Origin of the sequence: Vibrio agarilyticus, from assembly GCF_012641465.1 — a bacterium.
GTDB lineage: Bacteria > Pseudomonadota > Gammaproteobacteria > Enterobacterales > Vibrionaceae > Vibrio > Vibrio agarilyticus.
Genome location: NZ_JABAIK010000008.1, coordinates 139737 through 163081 on the forward strand (window position 1 = coordinate 139737; position 23345 = coordinate 163081).

Sequence of the window (23345 nt, forward strand, 5' to 3'; positions counted from 1 at the left end):
CGGATTAAAGGCATCGCGTGGCTATTGGCATGTTAAACAGTATCAGAGTAGTTAGGTAAACGAAGTGGCAGAGCAAAACAGTTCGACACAATTAGCATTAAGTGATGGCAGCAGTGATGGCGCGTTAATTGCGTCTAGTGCTGAGCGTCTCGATAGCCAGAATCCTGATTTGGATGAGCGCAGTTCGTCGAAATTTGATTTTGCGGTTGGCGATCTCGATTTAATGCGTCAAGTGGTTTTAGTGCTGTCGATTTCGATTTGCGTTGCGCTTATTGTCATGCTGTTTTTTTGGATGAAAGAGCCGGAACTGCGTCCGCTGGGAGCGTATGAAACCGAAGAGTTGATCCCGGTGCTTGACCATCTCGATCAACAAAAAATCTTCTACAAACTTGAAGGGAACACCATTTTAGTTGAGGCGGCCGAATACAACTCGCTCAAACTCGATATGGTGCGCGCAGGGTTAAATAATCAAACTGCGGCAGGTGATGACATTTTGCTTCAGGACATGGGTTTTGGTGTTTCGCAGCGTTTAGAGCAAGAACGATTAAAACTCAGCCGCGAGCGTCAACTGGCGCAAGCCATTGAAGAGATGAAGCAAGTTAGAAAAGCGCGCGTTCTGCTAGCGCTGCCTAAGCAAAGTGTTTTTGTCAGACATAATCAAGAGGCGTCGGCGTCGGTATTCTTAACCCTAGCGACAGGTGCAAATCTCAAACAGCCCGAAATTGACTCGATTGTCGATATGGTCGCCAGCGCTGTGCCCGGAATGAAAACCGCCCGCATTACTGTGACTGACCAACACGGTCGACTGCTTAATTCTGGTTCGCAAGATGCGGTTTCAGCGGCGCATCGTAAAGAGCAAGAGCTCGAGCGCAATCAAGAACAATCATTACGTGAGAAAATTGACTCGGTTTTGATCCCAATTCTTGGTTTGGGCAATTACACCGCCCAAGTCGATATTGAAATGGATTTTAGCGCAGTAGAGCAGACGCGCAAAGTATTTGACCCCAATACACCTGCCACTCGAAGCGAATACGCGCTTGAAGATTACAACAACGGTAATACGGTTGCTGGCGTGCCAGGCGCACTTAGTAATCAGCCGCCAGCCGACGCTTCCATTCCGCAAGATGTGGCGCAGATGAAGGATGGCGCAGTCATGGGACAAGGTTCGGTACGCAAAGAATCAACGCGTAATTTCGAACTTGATACCACCATCAGCCATGAACGCAAACAGACTGGCGTGGTCAGTCGGCAGACGGTTGCTGTGGCAATTAAAGATCGCGTCAATGTAAACCCACAAACCGGTGAAGTGACCCACACGCCACGCACAGAAGCGGAAATCAATGCGATTCGCCAAGTGTTGATTGGCGCGGTCGGGTTTAGCGAGCTTCGCGGCGACCTGCTTAATGTGCTCAGCATGCCATTTGCCACACCAGAGCTTGAGCAAATTGCCGATGTGCCGCTGTGGGAGCATCCAAACTTCAACGATTGGGTACGTTGGTTTGCCAGCGCGCTCGTGATCATTGTGGTGGTGTTTGTTTTGATCCGCCCAGCGATGAAGAAACTGCTCAATCCAGCGGCTGAAGATGACGATAGTCTCTATGGCCCGGATGGTTTGCCAATCGGGCTTGATGGCGAAACCAGTTTAATTGGTGGCGACATCGACAGCGGCGAATTGTTTGAATTTGGCTCGACCATAGATTTGCCAAATCTGCACAAAGATGAGGACGTACTTAAAGCGGTGCGAGCCTTGGTAGCTAACGAGCCTGAATTGGCGGCTCAAGTGGTGAAAAATTGGATGACCAATGCCTAACGAATTAGTAAATCGAGACGACCCGACGGCGCAATTGCCAGCCATTGATATCGAGTCTATTCCTGGCGAAGAGCGCGCCGCTATCTTGCTGCTGAGCCTGAATGAAGAAGACGCGGCAGGGATCATTCGTCACCTTGAGCCGAAACAGGTACAACGTGTTGGTAGCGCAATGGCGCGCGCCAAAGATTTGAGTCAAGACAAGGTTTCGGTGGTGCACCGCTCCTTTTTGGAAGATATTCAGAAATACACCAACATTGGCATGGGCAGTGAAGACTTCATGCGTAACGCGCTGATCGCCGCGCTCGGTGAAGACAAAGCCAATAATTTGGTTGATCAAATCCTGCTAGGGACGGGCTCAAAAGGCCTCGATTCATTGAAGTGGATGGACCCACGTCAAGTGGCGAGCATTATTGTCAATGAACACCCACAGATCCAGACCATTGTATTGTCTTATCTTGAGGCGGAACAATCGGCGGAAATTTTGTCGCAATTCCCCGAACGAGTGCGGCTTGATTTGATGATGCGAATTGCCAACCTAGAAGAAGTGCAACCTTCCGCACTGGCTGAACTGAATGAGATCATGGAGAAACAGTTTGCCGGTCAAGCTGGCGCGCAAGCGGCCAAGATTGGTGGCCTGAAAGCGGCCGCCGAGATCATGAACTTCCTCGACAACAATGTCGAAGGTTTGTTGATGGAGCAAATTCGCGATCAAGACGAAGACATGGCCACTCAGATTCAAGATTTGATGTTTGTTTTCGAAAACTTAATGGAAGTCGACGACCAAGGCATTCAAAAATTGCTGCGTGACGTCCCACAAGATGTGCTGCAAAAAGCACTTAAAGGGGCCGACGATACGCTTCGCGATAAGATTTTCCGTAACATGTCGAAACGTGCGGCAGAGATGATGCGTGAAGATATCGAAGCCATGCCGCCGGTGCGCGTTGCTGATGTGGAAGCGGCGCAAAAAGATGTGTTGGCGGTCGCACGCAAGTTGTCTGAGCGTGGTGAGATCATGCTCACTGGCGGTGCAGATGAGTTCCTCTGATCCCTTTCGGCCTCAAGTATCAAGACTATCACTCAGATAAGTTAAAGTAGCGTGTTATGACGATTGAACGTAAACGGGGATTTATTCGCCCAGATGAAGACGGCGCTCACGCAGAACCAACGCGATGGGGTTTGCCCGATTACGGTTCTGTGCAGCCACAGGCGAAGGAAACTGCGTTTAACTACGATCCCGGCTGGGTTCCAAGCTTGCCTGAAGTGGAAGAAGAAGCGCCGCTCACCCTGACTGAAGAGCAGATCGAAATCATCAAACAGGGAGCGTATCAAGAAGGGCTGCTGCTTGGCCAAGAAGCGGGCTTCACTCAAGGTTATGAAAAAGGCAAAGCGGAAGGGTTAGAGGCAGGCCATGGCGAAGGTCGTGACAACGGCTATCAAGAAGGATTAGCAGCTGGGCAAAGTGAGGTGGCCGAGCACGTTAATCATTTCATCGCATTGGCCGACAAATTTGCCGCGCCGCTGCAACTGATGGACAACGAAGTTGAGCGACAGCTTGTTGATATGGTGCTGAGTTTAGTACGTGAAGTGGTACAAGTTGAAGCGAAAACCAATCCGCAAATGTTGCTGGATGGTGTAAAGCAGTGCGTCGAAAGTCTTCCTATTACCGGTCACTCAATCACATTACAGCTTCACCCACAAGATGTTGAGATCGTTCGCGACGCATACGGTGAGGAAGCGCTCACTCAGCGTGATTGGACTCTAATGGCAGAACCTGCGTTAAATCGAGGTGATATCGACATTAGTGCCAGTGAATCGCAAGTGCATTATCGTATCGATGAACGAGTTAAACAGGTGATTAACCGCTTTTGTGATGCTAATCGACACCAAAGTGACATTGCAAATTAAGGCTGGGAATCCTGAGGTTAAGTGATGCAAACCCTTGCTGAACGTTTAAAACATTATAAAACCCAAGGTATTGGAGCCAAACCCGTTGCCTCTGGTAAGTTAGTTCGTGTGGTTGGTTTAACTCTTGAAGCCACTGGCTGTCGTGCGCCCATTGGTAGTTTGTGCTTGGTTGAGACGACGCTGGGTGACATCGAAGCGGAAGTCGTGGGCTTTGCCGGCGACAGTCTCTATTTGATGCCAAGCGAACAAATCTCCGGCATTTTGCCTGGGGCGAAAGTTACCCCATTGACGCGCGAATCTGGTCTGCCTGTGAGTATGGAGCTGTTGGGCCGCGTTATTGACGGGGTCGGCAATCCGCTGGACGGTCTCGGGCCAATATACAGTACCGAGCGCGCTTCATTTAACGGACAATCGATCAACCCACTTTCGCGAAAACCGATTTCAGAGCCACTGGATGTAGGTCTTAAGGCGGTCAACGGGCTGTTAACCGTAGGTAAAGGTCAGCGGATTGGCCTGTTTGCCGGCTCTGGTGTCGGTAAATCGGTGACGCTTGGCATGATGACGCGCGGCACCACAGCGCAAGTGGTGGTGGTTGGCCTGATTGGTGAGCGGGGCCGTGAGGTTAAAGAGTTTATTGAGGAAATTTTGGGTGAAGAGGGGCGCGCGCGCGCTGTGGTGGTAGCAGCACCTGCCGATGCGTCGCCTTTGATGCGTTTGAAAGGGTGCCAAACCGCTCTGACCATTGCTGAATATTTTCGCGATCAAGGGCTTGATGTACTTCTGCTGATGGACTCATTAACGCGATTTGCACAAGCGCAACGTGAAATTGCCCTATCAGTTGGTGAGCCACCGGCGACCAAAGGCTATCCACCATCGGTCTTTGCCAAATTGCCAGCCTTAGTTGAGCGGGCCGGAAATGGTAGCCCCGAGCAAGGCTCGATCACGGCCTTTTTTACTGTGCTTACCGAAGGGGACGATTTGCAAGACCCTATCGCCGACGCCGCGCGTGCGATTCTAGACGGTCATATCGTCTTATCTCGAGAAATGGCTGATGCCGGGCATTATCCTGCGATTGATGTTGAAAAGTCGGTGAGCCGTGTGATGCCGCAAATCACCACCGATGAGCACTTATTGATGTCAAAAGCCGTACGGCAAGTATTATCGATTTGTCGTAAGAACCAAGATCTGGTGGCGATTGGTGCCTATAAACCGGGGACAGATTCTGCGATCGACAGCGCGTTTACGCTCAAACCGCGACTTGATGATTATCTACAGCAGAGCATGAAAGAGAGTGTGCCGTACGCTATGTGTGTCAATATGCTGCGAAGCGTTTTAGGTGGCTAATATTTTCGTTTCAATCAACACTTCAGCGCCAAGTAACGCGGTGATAATGCTCGATGAAATGGTCGTCTTTGCTTGGGAGGCGTTAAATGGACAGTGCGTTTGATTTTTTATTAGAGCAAGCCACAGAGCGTGAGAATAATGCCGTATTGGCACTAAACAAAGCGCAATCGGAACTGGAGAGTTATTACCAGCAGGTGGCGCAGATTGAGCGCTACCGCCTTGATTACTGCGCTCAATTGGTTGAGCGTGGTCAAGCCGGATTAACCGCCAGTCAATATGGCCATTTGAATCGATTTTTAACTCAGCTTGATGAAACACTCACCAAACAAAAACAGGCTGAAGGTCATTTTAAGCAGCAGGTTCAGCATTGCGAAGAACATTGGCTTGAAATGCGTAAGCAGCGTAAATCTTACCAATGGATGTTGGATAAAAAGCAGCAGCAGCGTCAACAGCTCGAAGCGAAACGCGAACAAAAAATGATGGATGAATTTGCCACACTGCTCGCCAGCCGCCGTTCTAATTAATCCCATTGTCTCGAACTGCCCACTAAGCCTATCGTTGGCGTAAAAATTGCATCATCTTGCGTGAGTGCCATCACCCCAATATGGCATCTTGGTTATTGCGTTGATTGGCGCGTACCCGCAACCAAGCTAAGTTTGATTTACCAAGAGAAACGGTTAATGAGTCAACTGTCTAGCGCCGCTCTGCTCGCAGCGGCAAAACACACGCCGTCGCCCGCTGTTCGTGCAGGCCACTCGACATCGCCTGAAAAAATCGACGATGGTGAGTTTGCTCGTGAATTTGAAGTGCAGTCTAATTCGGCGCAAGCGCCCAAAGGTGCGCATCATTCCAAGGCGCTTGTGACCGATTCAGATCCCAGCGAAATCCGTAGCAGTGATAGCGATATTGAAAGTAACAGCGATATTGACAGTCATAGCGATAGTCGCAACGACAAGGCGATAATTGAGATCTCAGGTGAGGTGTCAGGCACAGATAAGCCATTGGTGATGGCATCTGAGCTGCTTGCTGATATGGTGCCTGAGGCTGAAGGTCACAATGAGTTACTCAATAACGTATCAACCGATGCGAAATTAACAGAAGGTGGCGACATTTCGCCTACAAACACCGCTGAATTAGCCGCTTTGACACAAGCTGACACGCTGGATAAGAGCAGCCTACCTCAGCAAGCGCTGGTGGACGCAGCAGTCGATGAAAACGCTCAAGTTGCCGCGTCGGTAGCCAATTCAATGGACGAAGGCGCGCAATGGTTAGCGCGTCTCATCGAGGCTGATAACGCGCTGCGGGCAGATTCTCAACCAGCGGTCTCATCGGTACAAGTCGAGATAGGCAAAACTTTGCCGCAAGATACCAAGGCAGTCGTAGCGTCTGATGAGCAAACGCACGCTTTGGAAACAAATAATGCTCAAGCGGCGTTAGACATTCTGGATCAGATTGAGGGTAAACTGGCCCAAGGCATCGTGCTTACTGCTGAGGAGCGCCATGTTTTAGCCGCCCTTCGCGTTCAATTAGTCACGCCGCCACACTCAAGTCGTGAGCGCCTGACAGACGAAACGGGTGCAAACATTTTGACTGTTGATGATGCTACGAAACCTCAAATTAAAGCCGCGATTGATTGGCGTGCCTCGTCAGCGGCTCAATCCAATTCATCGCCTCAAGCGACGCAATGGCTATCGGAGAGCGCCTCGCAAGTTTTGTCTAACGCCTCGGCCCACTCTGCGCCATCAGCCATTGCAGCGGCAGTGTCTAAGGCAAGTGACGGCACTGATCTTGTGGGGGGCACTCACTCCCTCGCAGGGCAAGCTCATGCACAAAGTGCCGCAATCGCCGAGCACGCCTTGTTAGAGCAGGCCAATAGTGACGCTTTTGCTCGAGATAACCTTGCAGCGCTCTTTGGCTCGCGAGCAAAAGGCAGCGCTTCAGCAATCCTGCCGACATCGAATGATGCCGCAACCGAATCATTAGCGGGCGCAGCCGCATTAACCCAAGCCTCGCCAGCTCAAACTGTGGCGGCAGGACCGCGCGCTGAATTGGCTGCAACCAGCATGACGATGAGCTTGTCGCGTGAAGCGGCGGCTGAGCAAGTGGCAGAAAAAATTCAATTGATGCTGTCGAAAAATCTCAAGAATATTGATATTCGTCTTGACCCACCAGAGTTGGGGCGAATGCAAATTCGTTTAAACATCGCAAGCGATAACGCGACCGTGCACTTTAACGTCGCCAATGCTGCGGCGCGCGATCTAATAGAGCAGAGCATGCCACGCCTTAGAGAAATGTTAGCGCAGCAAGGCGTTCAATTGGGTGAGTCATCGGTAGAGCAGCAAAGCCAGGGGCAGCATGATGGGCGATTTGCGCGTCAATCTCACACTGAATCGACGCGCTTAACGTCATCTCAATCTGAGTTATCGTCTGATGATTTGTCAGATAACACGAACGCAATGACATTAAATGTGGCACAGGCGGATGAAGGGATCAGCTTTTACGCATAAAATACCCAAAAAAATCAATAAGTATAGTTTGCTTTGAGTAGGAGAGTTTATGGCTGAGCAGCCAGAGGGTGTAGTAGACGCGCCCAAGAGTAAGAAGACGCTGATTATTATCATCATTATCGCAGTGCTCGTGCTTTTGAGCGCGGCTGGAGCGGGCTATGTGTTGCTCAGTGATGATTCACCCCGTGATGTTACGGGTGAATACCAAGACACCGCTTCTGCTGCGGTATCTAACCCGGTGATGTACGTCAATATTGCGCAGCCATTTGTGTTCAATGTCATGGGTGATAAACGCGATAGAATGGTGCAAATCAAAGTGCAGCTTATGGTTCGCGGGGGGGAAAATGAAAAGCTGGCGCAATACCATTCACCCTTAATTGAAAGCACGCTACTTTCCACATTTGCATCAGCAACGGTTGAGCAATTACGCAGCGCGACAGGGCGGACAGAGTTGCGCGATAAAGCAAGCGGTGATATTAAGGCGTCATTAACCAAAACCGTCGGCGAGCCAGTCATTGAAAAAGTACTGTTCACCGACTTTGTTATTCAGTAAGTAGGTAGCCTGTGACCGATTTATTAAGTCAAGACGAGATTGATGCGTTATTGCATGGCGTCGACGATGTCGATGACATCGATGATGACTTAGACACGGATACTGGAGCCGCAGTCAGTTTTGACTTCTCCTCGCAAGATCGTATCGTGCGTGGGCGCATGCCGACGCTTGAACTCATTAATGAACGTTTTGCACGTCATATGCGGATCAGTTTGTTTAACATGCTGCGTAAAACCGCCGAAGTATCAATAAACGGCGTGCAAATGATGAAGTTCGGTGAATACCAAAATACCCTTTATGTGCCCACCAGTCTTAACATGGTGCGATTTCGTCCGCTAAAAGGCACGGCGCTGATCACAATGGAAGCGCGTTTGGTGTTTATTTTAGTGGAAAACTTTTTTGGTGGTGATGGCCGCTTCCACGCCAAAATCGAGGGGCGTGAGTTTACGCCAACAGAGCGGCGCATCATTCAGCTGCTGCTCAAAACCGTTTTCGAAGATTATAAAGATGCTTGGTCGCCAGTGATGGGAGTTGAGTTTGAATATCTCGACTCTGAGGTGAACCCGAGCATGGCAAACATTGTCAGCCCTACAGAAGTGATTGTGGTCAGCTCTTTTCATATTGAAGTCGATGGTGGCGGTGGCGATTTTCATGTGGTGATGCCCTATTCGATGGTTGAACCGATCCGCGAGTTACTGGATGCGGGTGTGCAATCGGACAAGATGGAAACCGATGTTCGCTGGAGCTCTGCGCTACGCGAAGAGATCATGGATTGTCCGGTCAATTTCCGCGTCAATTTACTCGAACGTGATATCTCACTGCGCGATTTAATGGAGCTTCGCCCCGGCGATGTGATCCCGATAGAGATGCCCGAACATGCGGTCATGTTTATTGAAGATTTGCCAACCTACCGAGTTAAAATGGGCCGGGCAAACGATAAGCTGGCGGTGCAAATCTCACAAGAAATAGAACGACCTCAAGTGGTGAAGACCGATTTGGCGTTTTTAGGTAAAGATTTACTGGCTGAGCTTGATGGCGATGACGACAGTGAAGAATAGACAATAAAGGTAGTGAATAATGGAACCGAGTGACGATCAAAAACTGGCCGATGAATGGGCCGCTGCGCTTGGCGAAGATCCGATGGCGCCATCGATTGATGTGGATGAGGTACTGGCTGCGCCGCTTGAGGAGCTCAAAGACAGTAACAGCAGCCCTATCAGTGATGATGAGCGTCGTAAGCTGGATACCATCTTAGATATTCCAGTGACCATTTCAATGGAAGTGGGCCGTTCAAAAATCAGTATTCGTAATTTATTGCAACTTAACCAAGGCTCTGTGGTTGAACTTGACCGATTGGCTGGCGAGTCACTCGATGTCATGGTCAACGGCACACTTATCGCCCATGGTGAGGTGGTCGTGGTGAACGATAAATTTGGTATTCGTTTGACTGACGTTATCAGCCAAACGGAACGTATCAAGAAGTTACGTTAATGAAACTGGAATTAAACCGCCGCGTCGTCACGCTTGGCATGACGTTATGGCGCTGCACTTTGATGCTGGCACTGTTGTGGTTCAGCCGCAAAAGCTTCGCCGCGACCCCTTCTGCGCCAGATTTGGACTTGGCCACGACGTTTGGTTCATTGGTGCTGGTTATCGCCTTTATTGTCCTTTTAGCCTGGTTGGTGAAACGCATGCAGGGGCAAACAATGGGCCGCACTCAAGGGTTAAAAATCGTCTCGCAATTGGCGGTGGGCACAAAAGAACGCATCGCGATTGTTGAGGTAGGCGAGGCGCAATATTTGGTTGGCATAACGGCTCACACTATTCAGCTACTGTCTAAACTCGATTCGCCGATTGCTGAAAGCGAGGTCACCGTGGCGCCTTTTGCTAAACAGCTCAGTGAGCTGATGAAGCGTAAGGACGGTGAATAAATGGGTGCTCCACTCGCGGCACAATTGCCGTGGTTAGGCCGTTGGGTCATTCACATGAGCACGGCGGTGCTCTTAGTGTTACTCAGTTTTGCTGCACTGGCCGAGCCTGCGCTGCCTGAGGCACTCGCGCAAGGCGATAGCGTGACGGTCAGTGCCATGGAAAGCGATAATCAACGCATTACCTCGATGGAAGTTGGAAGCGGCATTCCCGCTTTTACCATGACCACCAACGCCGATGGCAGTGAAGATTATTCCGTGACGCTGCAAATATTGGCGCTGATGACCATGTTGGGTTTTTTGCCCGCCATGGTTATTTTGATGACGTCGTTTACTCGTATTGTGGTCGTGATGTCGATATTGCGCCAGGCGATGGGGCTACAACAGACGCCTTCCAACCAAGTGATCATCGGTATTTCACTCTTTTTAACGTTTTTTGTCATGTCACCGGTGCTCAATCAAATTAACGAGCAGGCAATCCAACCTTATTTAAACGAGCAATTGACCGCGCGTCAGGCGTTTGATGCGGCGGAAATTCCAATGCGCACCTTTATGCTCAAACAGACACGCATCAAAGATTTAGAAACCTTTGTTGCCATGTCGGGTCAAGAGGTCGATAGCCCAGAAGCGGTGTCTATGGCGGTACTGATCCCTGCGTTTATTACCTCTGAGCTCAAGACAGCGTTCCAAATTGGTTTTATGCTGTTTTTGCCATTTTTGATCATTGATTTAGTGGTCGCCTCTGTCCTTATGGCGATGGGTATGATGATGCTTTCACCTATGATTGTTTCATTGCCCTTTAAGCTGATGTTGTTTGTATTGGTCGATGGGTGGAACCTGATTCTTTCAACCCTTGCAGCCAGCTTTGCGGTATAGCGAGGTGCCCTAATGACGCCAGAGTTATTTGTCGAATTATTCCGTGATGCGTTGTGGATGGTGCTCATCATGGTGTGCGCCATCATCATTCCCAGTTTATTGATTGGTTTGGTTGTGGCGATTTTTCAAGCGGCCACATCCATCAATGAACAGACCTTAAGTTTTTTACCGCGTTTGGTGGTGACATTACTGGCGCTGATGGCATTTGGTCATTGGGGAACCCAGATGTTGATGGAATATTTTTACGCTTTAATTGAGCGCATGCCGCAGGTGCTTTACTAGCATGGAATACCCAACCAGCGTCGTATTGGACTGGCTGGCCAACTATTTTTGGCCTTATGTCCGCATTTCGGCGATGTTGATGGTAATGACAGTCACGGGCGCTCGCTTTGTGTCACCACGAATACGGCTCTATTTAGGTTTGGCAATCACCTTTGCGGTGATGCCAGCGCTGCCTGCGGTCCCTAACGATTTGGCCATAATGTCGTTTGAAGGCTTTGTGACTACGGTAGAGCAGTTGGCGATTGGCGTTGCAATGGGGATGGTGACTCAGTTTGTGATCCAAACGTTTGTGCTGTTGGGTCAAATACTCGGCATGCAATCAAGCTTAGGTTTCGCCTCTATGGTGGACCCGGCGAATGGTCAAAATACGCCTTTGCTTGGTCAGCTTTTTATGTTTTTGGCTACGCTGTTTTTTTTAGGCAGCGATGGTCACCTTCAAATGCTTCAGCTTGTGGTGATGAGTTTTAAAACCTTACCCATTGGCCAAGGGGCGTTAACGGCGGTCGATTTTTATCAGTTGAGTGGCTGGCTTGGCATCATGTTTAAAACGGCATTGAGTATGTCGTTGTCAGGCATTATTGCGCTTCTGACAATCAATTTGTCATTTGGGGTAATGACTCGGGCGGCGCCGCAATTGAATATTTTCTCATTGGGTTTTGCGTTTGCGCTTTTGGTTGGCTTACTGCTGTGTTGGTATATTCTGGCGGGGCTTTATAACCATTACCAACTGTTTTGGCCTGAGGCGCAAAGCCAAGTGTGTCAATTGATCCGTATCGACTGTTAACTGAGTAATTAAGGAGTGAGTCGTGGCAGAGTCTGACGGTCAAGAACGCACCGAAGAGGCCACCCCCCGAAGGCGTGAACAGGCGCGCGAAAAAGGGCAGGTGGCTCGCTCAAAAGAGTTAGCGTCGGCGTCGGTGCTGATTGTCGGTGCATTAGCGTTGATGTGGTTTGGCGAGTCGCTTGGCGCTGCGCTGTATCAAGTGATGGCGCGTCTCTTTGACCTAACGCGTGATGAGATTTTTGATGTGGGTAAGCTTATCGACATCGCTCGAGGCGCGGTGGTTGCTCTGTTGCTTCCTCTTTTGATGATTTTGCTGACCTTGTTCATTGCCGCTTTGATCGGCGCGGCGGGGGTGGGCGGCGTGAGTTTTTCTTGGCAAGCCGCAATGCCAAAACCAAACAAAATGAACCCGTTGAGCGGCCTAAAACGTATGGTCGGCATGCAAAGTTGGGTTGAGCTGATTAAGTCGATTTTAAAAGTGACTTTGGTCTCGGGAGTCGCTTGGTATTTGATATACAGCTCTCAAGGGGATCTGGTGCAGCTCAGCCTTGATGTTTACCCACAAAATATTTTTCATGCGCTTGAGGTGTTGCTCGATTTCATTTTGCTCATTAGTTGCTCACTCCTGATTGTGGTGGCAATTGATATTCCTTTTCAAATTTGGCAACACGCCGACCAACTCAAAATGACCAAGCAAGAGGTCAAAGACGAATACAAAGATACCGAAGGCAAACCTGAGGTAAAAGGGCGCATACGAATGCTGCAACGAGAAGCGGCGCAGCGGCGTATGATGGCAGAAGTGCCCTCTGCAGACGTTATCGTTACAAACCCGGAGCACTATTCGGTGGCGCTACGCTATAAGCAAGGTAGTGACCGAGCGCCGGTTGTCGTCGCCAAAGGGACTGACCATATGGCGATGAAAATTCGAGAAGTGGGACGCGAACACGCCATTGATATTGTGCCTGCGCCCCCTTTGGCGCGCGCGCTTTACTTTACCACTGAGCTTGAGCAGCAAATTCCAGATGGTCTGTTTAAGGCAGTTGCCCAAATTTTGGCCTACGTATTCCAGCTTAAACAGTACCGCAAACGCGGTGGACATCGACCGAAATTGCAAGATTACGATTTGCCTATTCCACCCGATCTACGCCACTAGTGGAGTGGCATCACGTCTGGCGATGATAAATGCGTAATAGTGCTAGCACATAGGTGACTTAATTTGGCAAAATCACTCTTATGTTACACATAGTTTGTCTATGTTCACGAACTGCTCAGAGGCTTTGTTCGTTTGCTGCCTACCTGTAACTCCAAGTTGTTTGGGTATATTTGGGTCACTAGCCAAAATTTGTTGAATACGAAGAACCGCGATCACCATGAAATTTTCTCTGCCTTTTGCCAATAAACTGCCCAAGCTGTCGCCTCGTGAACTTCCGGCGATTGGCGCACCTGTAATGGTGCTTGCCACCTTGGCCATGGTGGTCTTACCGATACCCGCACTGCTCCTTGACCTGTTCTTTACCTTTAACATTGCGATTGCCATGGTGGTGTTGCTTGTTACTGTGTATACAAGAAGGCCGCTCGATTTCGCTGCGTTTCCAACGGTTTTGTTAATTGCGACCTTGCTGCGCTTGGCACTTAATGTGGCCTCGACACGTGTGGTTTTACTGCACGGACATGAAGGCGGTAATGCGGCCGGTAACGTCATTGAAGCGTTTGGTAGTGTGGTGATTGGCGGCAACTATGCGGTTGGTCTAGTGGTATTCCTCATTTTGATGATCATCAACTTCATGGTTGTTACTAAGGGTGCAGGACGAATTTCAGAAGTGAGTGCCCGCTTTACGTTGGATGCGTTGCCGGGGAAGCAGATGGCGATTGACGCTGACCTCAATGCGGGCCTTATTGACCAAGAACAAGCACGAACTCGCCGGTTTGAAGTGACCAAAGAGGCGGATTTTTATGGCTCGATGGACGGTGCGTCAAAATTTGTTAAAGGTGATGCGATTGCCGGTATTTTGATCCTTTTTATCAATATTATTGGTGGTCTGAGTATTGGTCTGGCTCAATATGGACTCGGCTTTGGCGAGGCGATGGAAATCTATACGCTGCTGACCATTGGTGATGGTCTGGTCGCTCAAATTCCGTCGCTATTACTTTCTATCGCGGCAGCCATGATGGTCACTCGTCAAAATACCGATGAAGACATGGGTGAGCAGTTGGTGTTTCAGATGTTCGGCAATCCGAAAGCGCTGACCATTACCGCCGGCATTTTGGCCGTGATGGGGATTGTACCCGGCATGCCACACTTTGCTTTTCTGTCACTGGCGTTAGTTGCCGGTGGCGCCTCTTATTACCTAATTCAAAAAGAGAAAAAACGCGCGGCCGAGCCTCAGCTTCCTGCCAACGTTGAGCCAGGGCAGGTCAGCGCGCCGCGCGAGTTGTCGTGGGATGATGTTCAGCCTGTTGATGTGATTGGGCTTGAAGTCGGCTATCGCTTAATTCCACTTGTCGATAGGGATCAAGGTGGTGAGTTGCTCGAACGCGTCAAAGGGGTACGCAAAAAGCTGTCGCAAGATTTTGGTTTTTTGATCCCACCAGTGCACATTCGCGACAACCTTGAACTGCCGCCCAACAGTTATCGCATTACCTTAATGGGCGTCGCGGTTGGCGAAGCGGACATTCGCCCTGATCAAGAGCTTGCCATTAATCCGGGGCAAGTTTATGGGCTCATCGATGGCGAACCGACGATTGATCCGGCTTTTGGCTTGGAAGCGGTCTGGATTCGCCCAGATCAGCAAGAGCATGCGCAAGCGCTCGGGTATACCGTCGTCGATTCACCCACAGTACTGGCAACGCATTTGAGTCAGCAATTGACCAATAATGCCTCGCAGCTGCTGGGTCATGAAGAAGTGGAAAACTTACTGGAGATGTTGGCACGCAGTACGCCGAAGCTAGTCGAAAATTTTGTTCCCGATCAATTGCCTTTAGGTACTGTGGTCAAAGTGCTGCAAAATCTACTTAACGAAGCGATTCCGATCCGCGACATTCGTACTATCGTTCAAACTTTGGCGGAATATTCGGCCAAGAGTCAAGAAGCCGACATTCTTACCGCCGCTTCGCGAATTGCACTTAAACGACTTATTGTTCAGGAAATCAATGGGATAGATCCTGAGCTTCCAGTGATTACTCTCATTCCTGAGCTGGAACAAATTTTGCATCAGACCATGCAGGCGTCCGGTGGCGAATCGGCCGGAATTGAGCCAGGGCTGGCTGAGCGATTGCAAATGTCGCTAAGCCAAGCCACTCAAGAACAAGAGCTGAAAGGTGAGCCCGCGGTACTGCTGACCTCTGGCGTACTGCGCTCAACATTGGCCAAATTTGTCAAAAATACGATTCCGAACCTTCGCGTGCTTTCCTATCAGGAAATTCCTGACGAGAAGCAGATACGAATTGTTCAAGCCGTAGGTAATTAGAATTCTGACATGGACAGACCGCGTTGAAAATTAAACGATTTTTTGCCAAAGATATGAGAACAGCGCTGCTGCAGGTCAAAGAAGATCTCGGAGCCGATGCGGTGATCATGTCAAACAAAAAGGTGGCTGGTGGTGTTGAGATTGTCGCGGCAATTGATGGCGACAATCGCGTCAGTTCATCTTTTGCCAGTAGCGAGCGTCGCGCAGCGCCAACACCACCAACGCGCTCATCTCACACCGCATCTTTGCCTGCGTCATCAGCCAATGGCGCAAGACGTAATCTTGAAAACGACCGTGTCAGCCTGAACTCCAGTGCAGAGAAGGGCCGCTCAATGACTCAGCGTTTTGCCAACATGCTTAAGCAGTATGGTGGTCAGCCTGATCCTCAAGATGACGATCTGTCACAGCAAGACTCGCTCAGCGCGCTGCTTGCTCGCCAGCAAAAACATGCCTCATCAGCACCAGCGGTTGGCGGCGGGGAGTCGGCACTGTCGCGTTTGATTCGCGAAGATTTAAACCAAGAGCGACCACAGCCGCGTCTTGACCCCACTCGTTATGAACGCAAACGTCCCTATCAATCCAGTCGTGATGAAGAGTTACCGAGTGAACTGGAAACGATGCGCGAAGAGATGGTGTCAATTCGACGCTTGCTCGAGCATCAGGTCTCTGGGCTCATGTGGCAAGAGGTTGAGCGTCGAGAGCCACTGCGCGCAATGCTGATTAAACGTCTTGAGCGAATGGGCGTTTCCTCGGAATTGGCCGACCAGATGGCTTGTTACATTCCGGAAGAGACTGAGCCAGCTCGTGCCTGGAAAGCGCTGCTTGCGTTAGTTGCCGATCAAATCGCGGTGACCAAACAAGATATATTAAAACGTGGTGGTGTCGTGGCATTACTTGGGCCAACCGGTGTTGGCAAAACCACCACCGTGGCCAAACTGGCGGCGCGAGCGGCAATGGAATACGGCGCTGATAACGTGGCCTTGGTGACCACGGATACCTACCGTATTGGCGCTCATGAGCAGTTGTCGATTTACGGCCGTATCATGGGTTGTCCCGTGAAAGTGGCTAAAGATTCTAAAGAGTTGGCCGATGTTATTTATCAGCTTCGAAATCGCCACTTAGTCTTGGTCGACACGGCAGGTATGGGACAGCGCGATGTGCGTCTATCAGAACAGCTCGACACACTGATGCAAGACAGCGGCAATGTGATTCACAGCTATCTGGTGTTACCAGCAACAGCCCAGCGCCGAGTGCTGCAAGAGACCATTGAGCACTTTCGCCACATTCCGTTATCGGGCTGTATTATGACTAAATTGGATGAATCGCTGAGTCTCGGCGAATTTATCAGTGTTGTGGTGCAAAATGCGCTTCCGGTGGCCTACATTGCTAATGGTCAGCGAGTGCCGGAGGATATTGTTATTGCTCAGCCTAAGTACATGATCGCAAAGGCGAATGAATTACTTGAGAAGTCAACAGAGAATGAACCCCACTACTGGAACAGTGACCACGATGGATTCTAGGCGGCCGACAACTATGATTGAGAACACGATTTACGATCAAGCCAGCGGCCTACGCCGTTTAACGCAACCTTCGATGACTAAAGTGATCGCGGTGACTGGTGGCAAAGGCGGTGTGGGCAAATCCAACGTGACGCTGGGAATGGCGATGGTGATGGCACGCCAAGGCAAAAAAGTCATGGTACTGGATGCCGATTTGGGCCTTGCCAATGTTGATGTCATGCTTGGTATTCGCTCCAAGCGCAACCTGGGCCATGTCTTGGCTGGGGAATGCGAATTGCGCGATGCGATAGTCGAAGGGCCGTATGGGATCAAAATTATTCCAGCGACCTCAGGTACGCAAAGTATGACCGAGCTCAGCCATGCCCAACATGCCGGTCTTATTCGAGCATTTGGCACGCTTGAAGAAGAGATGGAAGTGCTGTTAATTGATACGGCTGCCGGAATTTCTGACATGGTGGTTAGCTTTTCGCGCGCCGCGCAAGATGTGGTCGTGGTCGTATGTGATGAACCTACATCGATAACGGACGCTTATGCTTTGATTAAGTTATTGAGTAAAGAGCATCAAGTGCAGCGCTTCAAAGTGGTGGCGAACATGGTTAGAAGCTACCGTGAAGGACGAGAATTATTTGCAAAATTGACCTTGGTCACAGAGCGATTCTTGAATGTGAGCCTTGAACTCGTGGCATGTATCCCATTGGATGATAAAGTAAGACAAGCAGTAAAAAGGCAAAAAATTGTGGTTGATGCGTTTCCGCGCTCGCCTGCAGCACTAGCCATCAGCTCATTAGCAAATAAAGCGTTAACTTGGCCGATTCCGAAAACGCCAAGTGGCCATTTAGAATTTTTTGTTGAACGACTACTGAATCGAAACGCATTTTCAGAGGGCTCGCTTGGTGAATAAAGCGCTCACTTATGACCAACACGCCAAGATAAACAGTCAACAGTTGTTTATTGAGCGTTACTCGGTGTTGGTCAAACGGATTGCGCATCATTTACTTGGACGCTTACCTCCGAGTGTTCAGGTGGAAGATCTGATCCAGTCGGGTATGATAGGTCTTATTGAGGCGCAGCAAAATTACGATGCGTCAAAAGGGGCCAGTTTTGAAACTTACGCAGGCATTCGCATTCGTGGCGCAATGTTGGACGACATTCGCCGTGGCGACTGGGTGCCGCGTTCAGTGCATAAAAGTAATCGTGATATTAATCAAGCGATTGCTGAACTAGAAGGGGTGTTAAATCGCGATCCTTCCGATGCGGAAGTGGCAAAACACATGGGACTTTCTTTAGATCAATATCATCATGCGCTAACCGATATAAACTGTTCGCGATTAGTTGGTATTGATGATTTGGGAGTGTCCGATGATGTCATTGGCCCTTGTGATGAAAGCGATGACCATAACCCATTTAAGGGAGTGGCCGATCACGCTTTTCGCCAGTCGCTTATCGACGCAATTAAACAGTTGCCAGAGCGGGAAGCCCTTGTCCTTTCGCTCTATTACGATGAAGAACTTAACTTAAAAGAAATTGGCGAAATTTTGACGGTGAGTGAATCTCGCGTCAGTCAGATATTGAGTCAATCCATGCAACGTTTACGCACCAAACTCAGTGCTTGGACACAACATGACTAAACACACTGATTTTGATTTCAGTGGAGGCAATTTTGAATAAAAACATGAAGATCCTTATTGTTGACGATTTTTCAACAATGCGCCGTATTGTAAAGAACCTTCTACGCGATCTTGGTTTTAATAATACCCAAGAAGCAGACGACGGTCTCACTGCTTTACCTATGCTCAAAAAAGGTGACTTCGATTTTGTTGTAACGGATTGGAACATGCCGGGAATGCAAGGTATCGATTTGCTGCGTAACATTCGTGCTGATGATCAGCTTAAACACTTGCCTGTTTTGATGATCACAGCAGAAGCGAAACGTGAGCAAATTATTGAAGCTGCCCAAGCTGGAGTGAACGGTTATATTGTGAAACCTTTTACCGCGGCGACATTAAAAGAAAAGCTTGAGAAAATTTTTGAACGTCTCTAATGAGAGTTTTGTTCAATAATTTGTAAATGCGCCACGCATTGAGTGAGATGAGCATCATCACATCAAAGCGCGCTGCCACCACAACGTCGTGGCAGCAAAAATAAAGAAAAGGTCTAGGAAGGATGATCACATTAGAGCAAGCGAAGCGACTGGTTCAATTGCTGGAACAAGGCGAGCAAGCACAGGCAAATGAGCTGTGTTTGAGCCTAGTTCAGGGTGAGCATCACCCGATGCTGCAAGAGATTGGCGCATTAACTCGCGATCTTCATGACTCACTGAGAAATTTCAATTTTGATCAACGTATCACGCAAATAGCACAGGATGAAATTCCGGATGCACGTGATCGGCTTAACTATGTGATTAAAAGAACCGAAGTTGCTGCCAATAAGACCATGGACGCTGTCGAAACTTGTCTGCCGATTGCAGACAACCTTCAAGCTGGATTGCAACAAGTTCGCCCCACATGGAATGCCTTGATGGGTGGTCGAATTGAGCTGAGTGAATTTAAAGCGCTGTGCCATCGAATAGAGCTGCTGCTATCTCAAGTTGAAGGAGACAGTAGCGAGCTGCGTGGTCAATTAACGGAAATTCTTATGGCGCAAGATTTCCAGGATTTGACCGGCCAAATTATTCGTCGTGTGATCACCTTAGTTAACGAGGTGGAAGATCGTCTGGTAGAGATACTTACGGTATTTTCAAGCCAGAGTAATGCAATAACAGAAGAAAATAAAACTACCCCTGAGGCGGTGCGTCGAGAAGGCGTTGAAGGCCCCATTATCAATGCCGATCAGCGAGAAGATGCTGTCTCCTCGCAAGATGAAGTCGATGATTTGTTGTCCAGTCTTGGATTTTAAAGGTAATGTATGAGCTACGAATTAGACGAAGATATCCTGCAGGATTTTTTGATTGAAGCGGGCGAGATTTTAGAGCGTCTTTCAACTCAATTGGTTGAACTTGAAAATAACCCTGAAGATAAAGATCTGCTGAACGCCATTTTTCGTGGCTTTCATACGGTAAAAGGTGGCGCGGGCTTTTTGTCACTGAGTGAATTGGTTGACACCTGTCACGGGGCAGAGAACGTGTTTGATGTGCTGCGCAATGGCCAGCGTTCGGTCACGTCAAGTTTGATGGATACGATGCTTCGAGCACTTGATACCGTTAATACACAGTTTCAAGCGGTGCAAGATCGCGAGCAACCTGAAGCGGCCGAACAAAGCTTATTAGATGAGCTGCACCGTTTGTGTAAGCCAGAGTCTCAAGATGACGCTGCCGCGCCATCCAATGAATCATCTCATTCCGTTACGCCTTCCAGTGCTGAGCCTACAGTCGAGCCTGTTGCTGCGACCCCTGCGGCGGAAGCAGCCCCAACGCCATCTAATGAATCGCTCAACGCATCGTCGGTTGACGAAATCACCCAAGACGAATTTGAGCGCTTACTTGACGAGCTTCATGGCAAGGGCGCTTCTCCGAGCGCTAAAGCCACCCATTCCACACCAGTTGAAGACTCGCCAAAGAGCGCTGCGGTGAGTGATAGTGGTGACATTACCGACGATGAATTTGAGCGTCTGCTGGATGAATTGCATGGCGCGGGTAAAAGCCCCAGCTCACATAAATCTGAGGTTCCTGCCGCGGTGGTTGCAACCCCACCAACCCCATCAACGTCATCTACGTCAGCCGGTCAGGGTGACGCAGATCTCATGACGGATGACGAGTTTGAGCGTCTGTTGGATGAGCTTCATGGTACGGGTAAAGGCCCTTCAGCTGATGAGCTTGAGGCGGCGACGCGACCTGCGCAACCGAAACCTGCGGCGGTAACACCACCAGTGACGCCATCTATCGAGCCTTCAGTCGAGGCGGTAAAACCGACAGTGATGGCCGCAGCACCTACTGAAGCTAAGCCTTTGGTCAAGGCTGAGGAAGCGAATAAAGCCCCAGCGGTGAAAAAACCACAAGCAGAAGCGACTGTGCGCGTCGATACCTCGACGCTTGATACCATTATGAATATGGTCGGTGAGTTGGTACTGGTGCGTAACCGCTTAGTCAGCCTAGGCCTCAACAGTAACGATGAAGAGATGTCTAAAGCGGTATCGAATCTTGACGTTGTGACAGCGGATTTGCAAGGTGCGGTGATGAAAACGCGCATGCAACCGATTAAGAAAGTGTTTGGTCGTTTTCCTCGCGTGGTGCGCGATCTTGCGCGCAATCTTCAAAAAGACATCGTGCTGGAGATGCGTGGTGAAGAGACGGATCTGGATAAAAACCTAGTAGAGGCCCTTGCCGATCCATTGATTCACTTAGTGCGTAACTCGGTTGATCACGGCATTGAGATGCCGGATGTTCGAGAGAAAGTGGGGAAATCGCGTACGGGTAATGTGATTCTTTCTGCATCGCAAGAGGGTGATCATATCGAACTTGCCATCATTGACGATGGCGGTGGTATGGACCCCAACAAGTTGCGCGCAATAGCCGTTAAACGTGGCATGATGGACGAAGACGCAGCAGCGCGCCTCACGGACAAAGAGTGCTTTAACCTGATTTTTGCTCCGGGCTTCTCGAGCAAAGAAAAAATTTCGGACATCTCAGGCCGCGGCGTCGGTATGGATGTCGTAAAAACCGCGATTTCCACGTTAAATGGCTCAATTGATATTGACTCTGAACTTGGCAAAGGCACCAAAATCACCATTAAAGTGCCATTGACCTTGGCGATTTTACCGACGTTAATGGTCGGCGTTGCGGGCCACCCATTTGCGCTACCACTTGCGTCTGTTAATGAAATTTTCCATCTTGATTTGGGACGTACCAACGTTGTCGATGGTCAGTTAACCATTATTGTTCGAGATAAATCGATCCCGCTGTTTTATTTGCAAAATTGGCTTGCACCGCGAAGTGGCAATATTGAAGAGCGTAAAGGGCATGGCCATGTTGTGATTGTTCAACTTGGTAGTCAACGCGTCGGATTTGTCGTCGATACTCTGATTGGCCAAGAAGAGGTGGTGATCAAGCCACTGGATAATCTGTTGCAAGGTACGCCGGGCATGGCAGGTGCAACCATTACCAGTGATGGTCATATTGCATTGATCTTAGATGTGCCAGATTTACTTAAGCAGTATGCGTCGGCGTCACGTCTGTAACAGCGCTCATCAGGATATTAAGGATAAAAATGGCGATCAAAGTTTTAGTAGTTGATGATTCGAGTTTTTTTCGTCGCCGAGTGAGCGAGATCATCAATGCAGAATCGCGCCTTGAAGTGATTGATGTGGCAGTCAATGGCCGTGAAGCGGTCACTAAAGCCAAAATGTTAAAGCCGGACGTCATTACGATGGACATTGAGATGCCAGTGTTGGATGGGATCTCGGCTGTACGCGAAATTATGGCGTCAATACCGACGCCGATTTTGATGTTCTCGTCGCTGACGCACGATGGCGCAAAAGCGACGCTAGATGCTCTAGATGCTGGCGCATTGGATTTTCTACCCAAGAAATTTGAAGATATTGCGCGCAATCGTGAAGAAGCGGTGCAGCTATTGCAGCAACGAGTGCTTGAGATTGCGCGTAAAAAGGCGTTTATGCGTCGGCCATTGACTCAGACCAGCAGTCATTTGAGTAGTTCGACCACAGCGCCTCTAAACCGCGTTGCCGCCCCAGTAGCCTTTGAGCGTAATAGCGCGAGCCTCGCAGAACGACCGCAAAAAACGGTGAACACACGCCATGTGGTCGCGCCACGCAGTTTTCGTTCAAGTGGTAAAACGTATCAGTTAACCGCCATTGGTACATCTACTGGCGGTCCAGTGGCACTGCAAAAAATTCTGACCGCGTTGCCAGCGCGTTATCCGCACCCCATAGTTTTGGTGCAGCATATGCCGGCCACGTTTACTGCGGCCTTTGCCAGTCGACTCAATTCACTGTGTAAAATTGAAGTCCGTGAGGCTCAAGATGGTGACGTGCTCAGACCTGGCGTGGCCTTTTTGGCTCCTGGCGGTAAGCAGATGATGCTCGAAGGTCGACCAGGCTCGGCGCGGTTACGTATTCTCGATGGCGGGGATCGCATGAATTACAAACCGTGCGTTGACGTCACGTTTGGCTCTGCAGCCAAAGTATACGGTGATAAAGTGTTATCGATGATTTTGACCGGAATGGGCGCAGATGGCCGTGAAGGTGCGCGCATGCTGAAAAATGCCGGTGCCACCATTTGGGCGCAAGATGAAGAGAGCTGCGTGGTGTACGGTATGCCCCAAGCAGTGGCGAAAGCTGGGATCTCAAGTGAAGATTTACCGCTCGAGCGTATCGCCGAACGGATTTTAGTTGAAGTAGGTTTAGCGTAAGGGTTGC

The 23345-nt window shown here is 49.6% G+C and carries 22 protein-coding genes; all 22 read left to right on the forward strand.

The window, feature by feature from the left end; all coding sequences use genetic code 11:
* The first annotated feature begins 64 nt into the window (after positions 1-64).
* The 22 genes from fliF (at position 65) to HGP28_RS10130 (ending at position 23338) form a co-directional block, all read left to right on the forward strand.
* Complete coding sequence (gene fliF / locus HGP28_RS10025) at positions 65-1810, forward strand: flagellar basal-body MS-ring/collar protein FliF (RefSeq protein ID WP_168836318.1); 1746 nt, start codon at positions 65-67, stop codon at positions 1808-1810.
* Positions 1803-2855: a flagellar motor switch protein FliG gene (fliG, locus tag HGP28_RS10030; RefSeq protein ID WP_168836319.1), complete on the forward strand. Its 1053-nt coding sequence runs from the start codon at positions 1803-1805 to the stop codon at positions 2853-2855. Before fliF ends, fliG begins: the two co-directional genes overlap by 8 nt.
* Before the next feature lie 56 nt (positions 2856-2911).
* Positions 2912-3715: a flagellar assembly protein FliH gene (gene fliH / locus HGP28_RS10035; protein WP_168836320.1), complete on the forward strand. Its 804-nt coding sequence runs from the start codon at positions 2912-2914 to the stop codon at positions 3713-3715.
* A 24-nt stretch (positions 3716-3739) separates the two neighbouring features.
* The gene (gene fliI, locus HGP28_RS10040; RefSeq protein ID WP_168836321.1) at positions 3740-5059 is read left to right on the forward strand and encodes a flagellar protein export ATPase FliI; all 1320 of its coding nucleotides are present in this window, start codon (positions 3740-3742) and stop codon (positions 5057-5059) included.
* A gap of 86 nt (positions 5060-5145) precedes the next feature.
* Positions 5146-5583 (forward strand): flagellar export protein FliJ, encoded by a 438-nt coding sequence (gene fliJ / locus HGP28_RS10045; RefSeq protein WP_168836322.1) that lies wholly within the window; start codon positions 5146-5148, stop codon positions 5581-5583.
* A gap of 156 nt (positions 5584-5739) precedes the next feature.
* Entirely contained in the window at positions 5740-7566 is a 1827-nt protein-coding gene (locus HGP28_RS10050) for a flagellar hook-length control protein FliK (RefSeq protein WP_168836323.1), read from the forward strand.
* A gap of 49 nt (positions 7567-7615) precedes the next feature.
* Entirely contained in the window at positions 7616-8119 is a 504-nt protein-coding gene (gene fliL / locus HGP28_RS10055) for a flagellar basal body-associated protein FliL (RefSeq protein ID WP_168836324.1), read from the forward strand.
* 11 nt (positions 8120-8130) lie between these two features.
* Entirely contained in the window at positions 8131-9177 is a 1047-nt protein-coding gene (fliM, locus tag HGP28_RS10060) for a flagellar motor switch protein FliM (RefSeq protein ID WP_168836325.1), read from the forward strand.
* Between the two features lie 19 nt (positions 9178-9196).
* The gene (gene fliN / locus HGP28_RS10065; RefSeq protein ID WP_168836326.1) at positions 9197-9610 is read left to right on the forward strand and encodes a flagellar motor switch protein FliN; all 414 of its coding nucleotides are present in this window, start codon (positions 9197-9199) and stop codon (positions 9608-9610) included.
* On the forward strand, positions 9610-10050 hold the full coding sequence (fliO, locus tag HGP28_RS10070; protein ID WP_439333849.1) for a flagellar biosynthetic protein FliO: 441 nt from the start codon (positions 9610-9612) through the stop codon (positions 10048-10050). The genes fliN and fliO overlap by 1 nt, the downstream gene beginning before the upstream one ends.
* Before the next feature lie 54 nt (positions 10051-10104).
* Positions 10105-10923, forward strand: coding sequence for a flagellar type III secretion system pore protein FliP (fliP, locus tag HGP28_RS10075; RefSeq protein WP_168836387.1), 819 nt, complete (start codon positions 10105-10107; stop codon positions 10921-10923).
* Positions 10924-10935: 12 nt separating this feature from the next.
* Positions 10936-11205: a flagellar biosynthesis protein FliQ gene (gene fliQ, locus HGP28_RS10080; RefSeq protein ID WP_168836327.1), complete on the forward strand. Its 270-nt coding sequence runs from the start codon at positions 10936-10938 to the stop codon at positions 11203-11205.
* Position 11206: 1 nt separating this feature from the next.
* Positions 11207-11989, forward strand: a complete 783-nt coding sequence (fliR, locus tag HGP28_RS10085) for a flagellar biosynthetic protein FliR (RefSeq protein ID WP_168836328.1) — start codon at positions 11207-11209, stop codon at positions 11987-11989.
* Positions 11990-12011: 22 nt separating this feature from the next.
* Entirely contained in the window at positions 12012-13142 is a 1131-nt protein-coding gene (flhB, locus tag HGP28_RS10090; protein ID WP_168836329.1) for a flagellar biosynthesis protein FlhB, read from the forward strand.
* 217 nt (positions 13143-13359) lie between these two features.
* Positions 13360-15456: a flagellar biosynthesis protein FlhA gene (gene flhA, locus HGP28_RS10095; RefSeq protein ID WP_168836330.1), complete on the forward strand. Its 2097-nt coding sequence runs from the start codon at positions 13360-13362 to the stop codon at positions 15454-15456.
* Positions 15457-15479: 23 nt separating this feature from the next.
* Entirely contained in the window at positions 15480-16976 is a 1497-nt protein-coding gene (gene flhF / locus HGP28_RS10100) for a flagellar biosynthesis GTPase FlhF (protein WP_168836331.1), read from the forward strand.
* 13 nt (positions 16977-16989) lie between these two features.
* Entirely contained in the window at positions 16990-17877 is an 888-nt protein-coding gene (locus HGP28_RS10105) for a MinD/ParA family protein (protein WP_168836332.1), read from the forward strand.
* Entirely contained in the window at positions 17870-18604 is a 735-nt protein-coding gene (locus HGP28_RS10110) for an RNA polymerase sigma factor FliA (RefSeq protein WP_168836333.1), read from the forward strand. Before HGP28_RS10105 ends, HGP28_RS10110 begins: the two co-directional genes overlap by 8 nt.
* A gap of 44 nt (positions 18605-18648) precedes the next feature.
* On the forward strand, positions 18649-19017 hold the full coding sequence (gene cheY, locus HGP28_RS10115; RefSeq protein WP_168836388.1) for a chemotaxis response regulator CheY: 369 nt from the start codon (positions 18649-18651) through the stop codon (positions 19015-19017).
* 122 nt (positions 19018-19139) lie between these two features.
* The gene (locus HGP28_RS10120) at positions 19140-19871 is read left to right on the forward strand and encodes a protein phosphatase CheZ (RefSeq protein WP_168836334.1); all 732 of its coding nucleotides are present in this window, start codon (positions 19140-19142) and stop codon (positions 19869-19871) included.
* A gap of 9 nt (positions 19872-19880) precedes the next feature.
* Entirely contained in the window at positions 19881-22148 is a 2268-nt protein-coding gene (locus HGP28_RS10125; protein ID WP_168836335.1) for a chemotaxis protein CheA, read from the forward strand.
* 29 nt (positions 22149-22177) lie between these two features.
* Positions 22178-23338: a protein-glutamate methylesterase/protein-glutamine glutaminase gene (locus tag HGP28_RS10130; RefSeq protein ID WP_168836336.1), complete on the forward strand. Its 1161-nt coding sequence runs from the start codon at positions 22178-22180 to the stop codon at positions 23336-23338.
* Positions 23339-23345 lie beyond the last annotated feature (7 nt).

What these genes read in the sequence shown, in the direction of transcription:
- fliG (WP_168836319.1), top strand. Translation starts at nt 1,803, where the DNA reads ATGCCTAACGAATTAGTAAATCGAGACGACCCGACGGCGCAATTGCCA.
- fliH (WP_168836320.1), top strand. Translation starts at nt 2,912, where the DNA reads ATGACGATTGAACGTAAACGGGGATTTATTCGCCCAGATGAAGACGGC.
- fliI (WP_168836321.1), top strand. Translation starts at nt 3,740, where the DNA reads ATGCAAACCCTTGCTGAACGTTTAAAACATTATAAAACCCAAGGTATT.
- fliJ (WP_168836322.1), top strand. Translation starts at nt 5,146, where the DNA reads ATGGACAGTGCGTTTGATTTTTTATTAGAGCAAGCCACAGAGCGTGAG.
- HGP28_RS10050 (WP_168836323.1), top strand. Translation starts at nt 5,740, where the DNA reads ATGAGTCAACTGTCTAGCGCCGCTCTGCTCGCAGCGGCAAAACACACG.
- fliL (WP_168836324.1), top strand. Translation starts at nt 7,616, where the DNA reads ATGGCTGAGCAGCCAGAGGGTGTAGTAGACGCGCCCAAGAGTAAGAAG.
- fliN (WP_168836326.1), top strand. Translation starts at nt 9,197, where the DNA reads ATGGAACCGAGTGACGATCAAAAACTGGCCGATGAATGGGCCGCTGCG.
- fliO (WP_439333849.1), top strand. Translation starts at nt 9,610, where the DNA reads ATGAAACTGGAATTAAACCGCCGCGTCGTCACGCTTGGCATGACGTTA.
- fliP (WP_168836387.1), top strand. Translation starts at nt 10,105, where the DNA reads ATGAGCACGGCGGTGCTCTTAGTGTTACTCAGTTTTGCTGCACTGGCC.
- fliQ (WP_168836327.1), top strand. Translation starts at nt 10,936, where the DNA reads ATGACGCCAGAGTTATTTGTCGAATTATTCCGTGATGCGTTGTGGATG.
- fliR (WP_168836328.1), top strand. Translation starts at nt 11,207, where the DNA reads ATGGAATACCCAACCAGCGTCGTATTGGACTGGCTGGCCAACTATTTT.
- flhA (WP_168836330.1), top strand. Translation starts at nt 13,360, where the DNA reads ATGAAATTTTCTCTGCCTTTTGCCAATAAACTGCCCAAGCTGTCGCCT.
- HGP28_RS10105 (WP_168836332.1), top strand. Translation starts at nt 16,990, where the DNA reads ATGATTGAGAACACGATTTACGATCAAGCCAGCGGCCTACGCCGTTTA.
- cheY (WP_168836388.1), top strand. Translation starts at nt 18,649, where the DNA reads ATGAAGATCCTTATTGTTGACGATTTTTCAACAATGCGCCGTATTGTA.
- HGP28_RS10120 (WP_168836334.1), top strand. Translation starts at nt 19,140, where the DNA reads ATGATCACATTAGAGCAAGCGAAGCGACTGGTTCAATTGCTGGAACAA.
- HGP28_RS10125 (WP_168836335.1), top strand. Translation starts at nt 19,881, where the DNA reads ATGAGCTACGAATTAGACGAAGATATCCTGCAGGATTTTTTGATTGAA.
- HGP28_RS10130 (WP_168836336.1), top strand. Translation starts at nt 22,178, where the DNA reads ATGGCGATCAAAGTTTTAGTAGTTGATGATTCGAGTTTTTTTCGTCGC.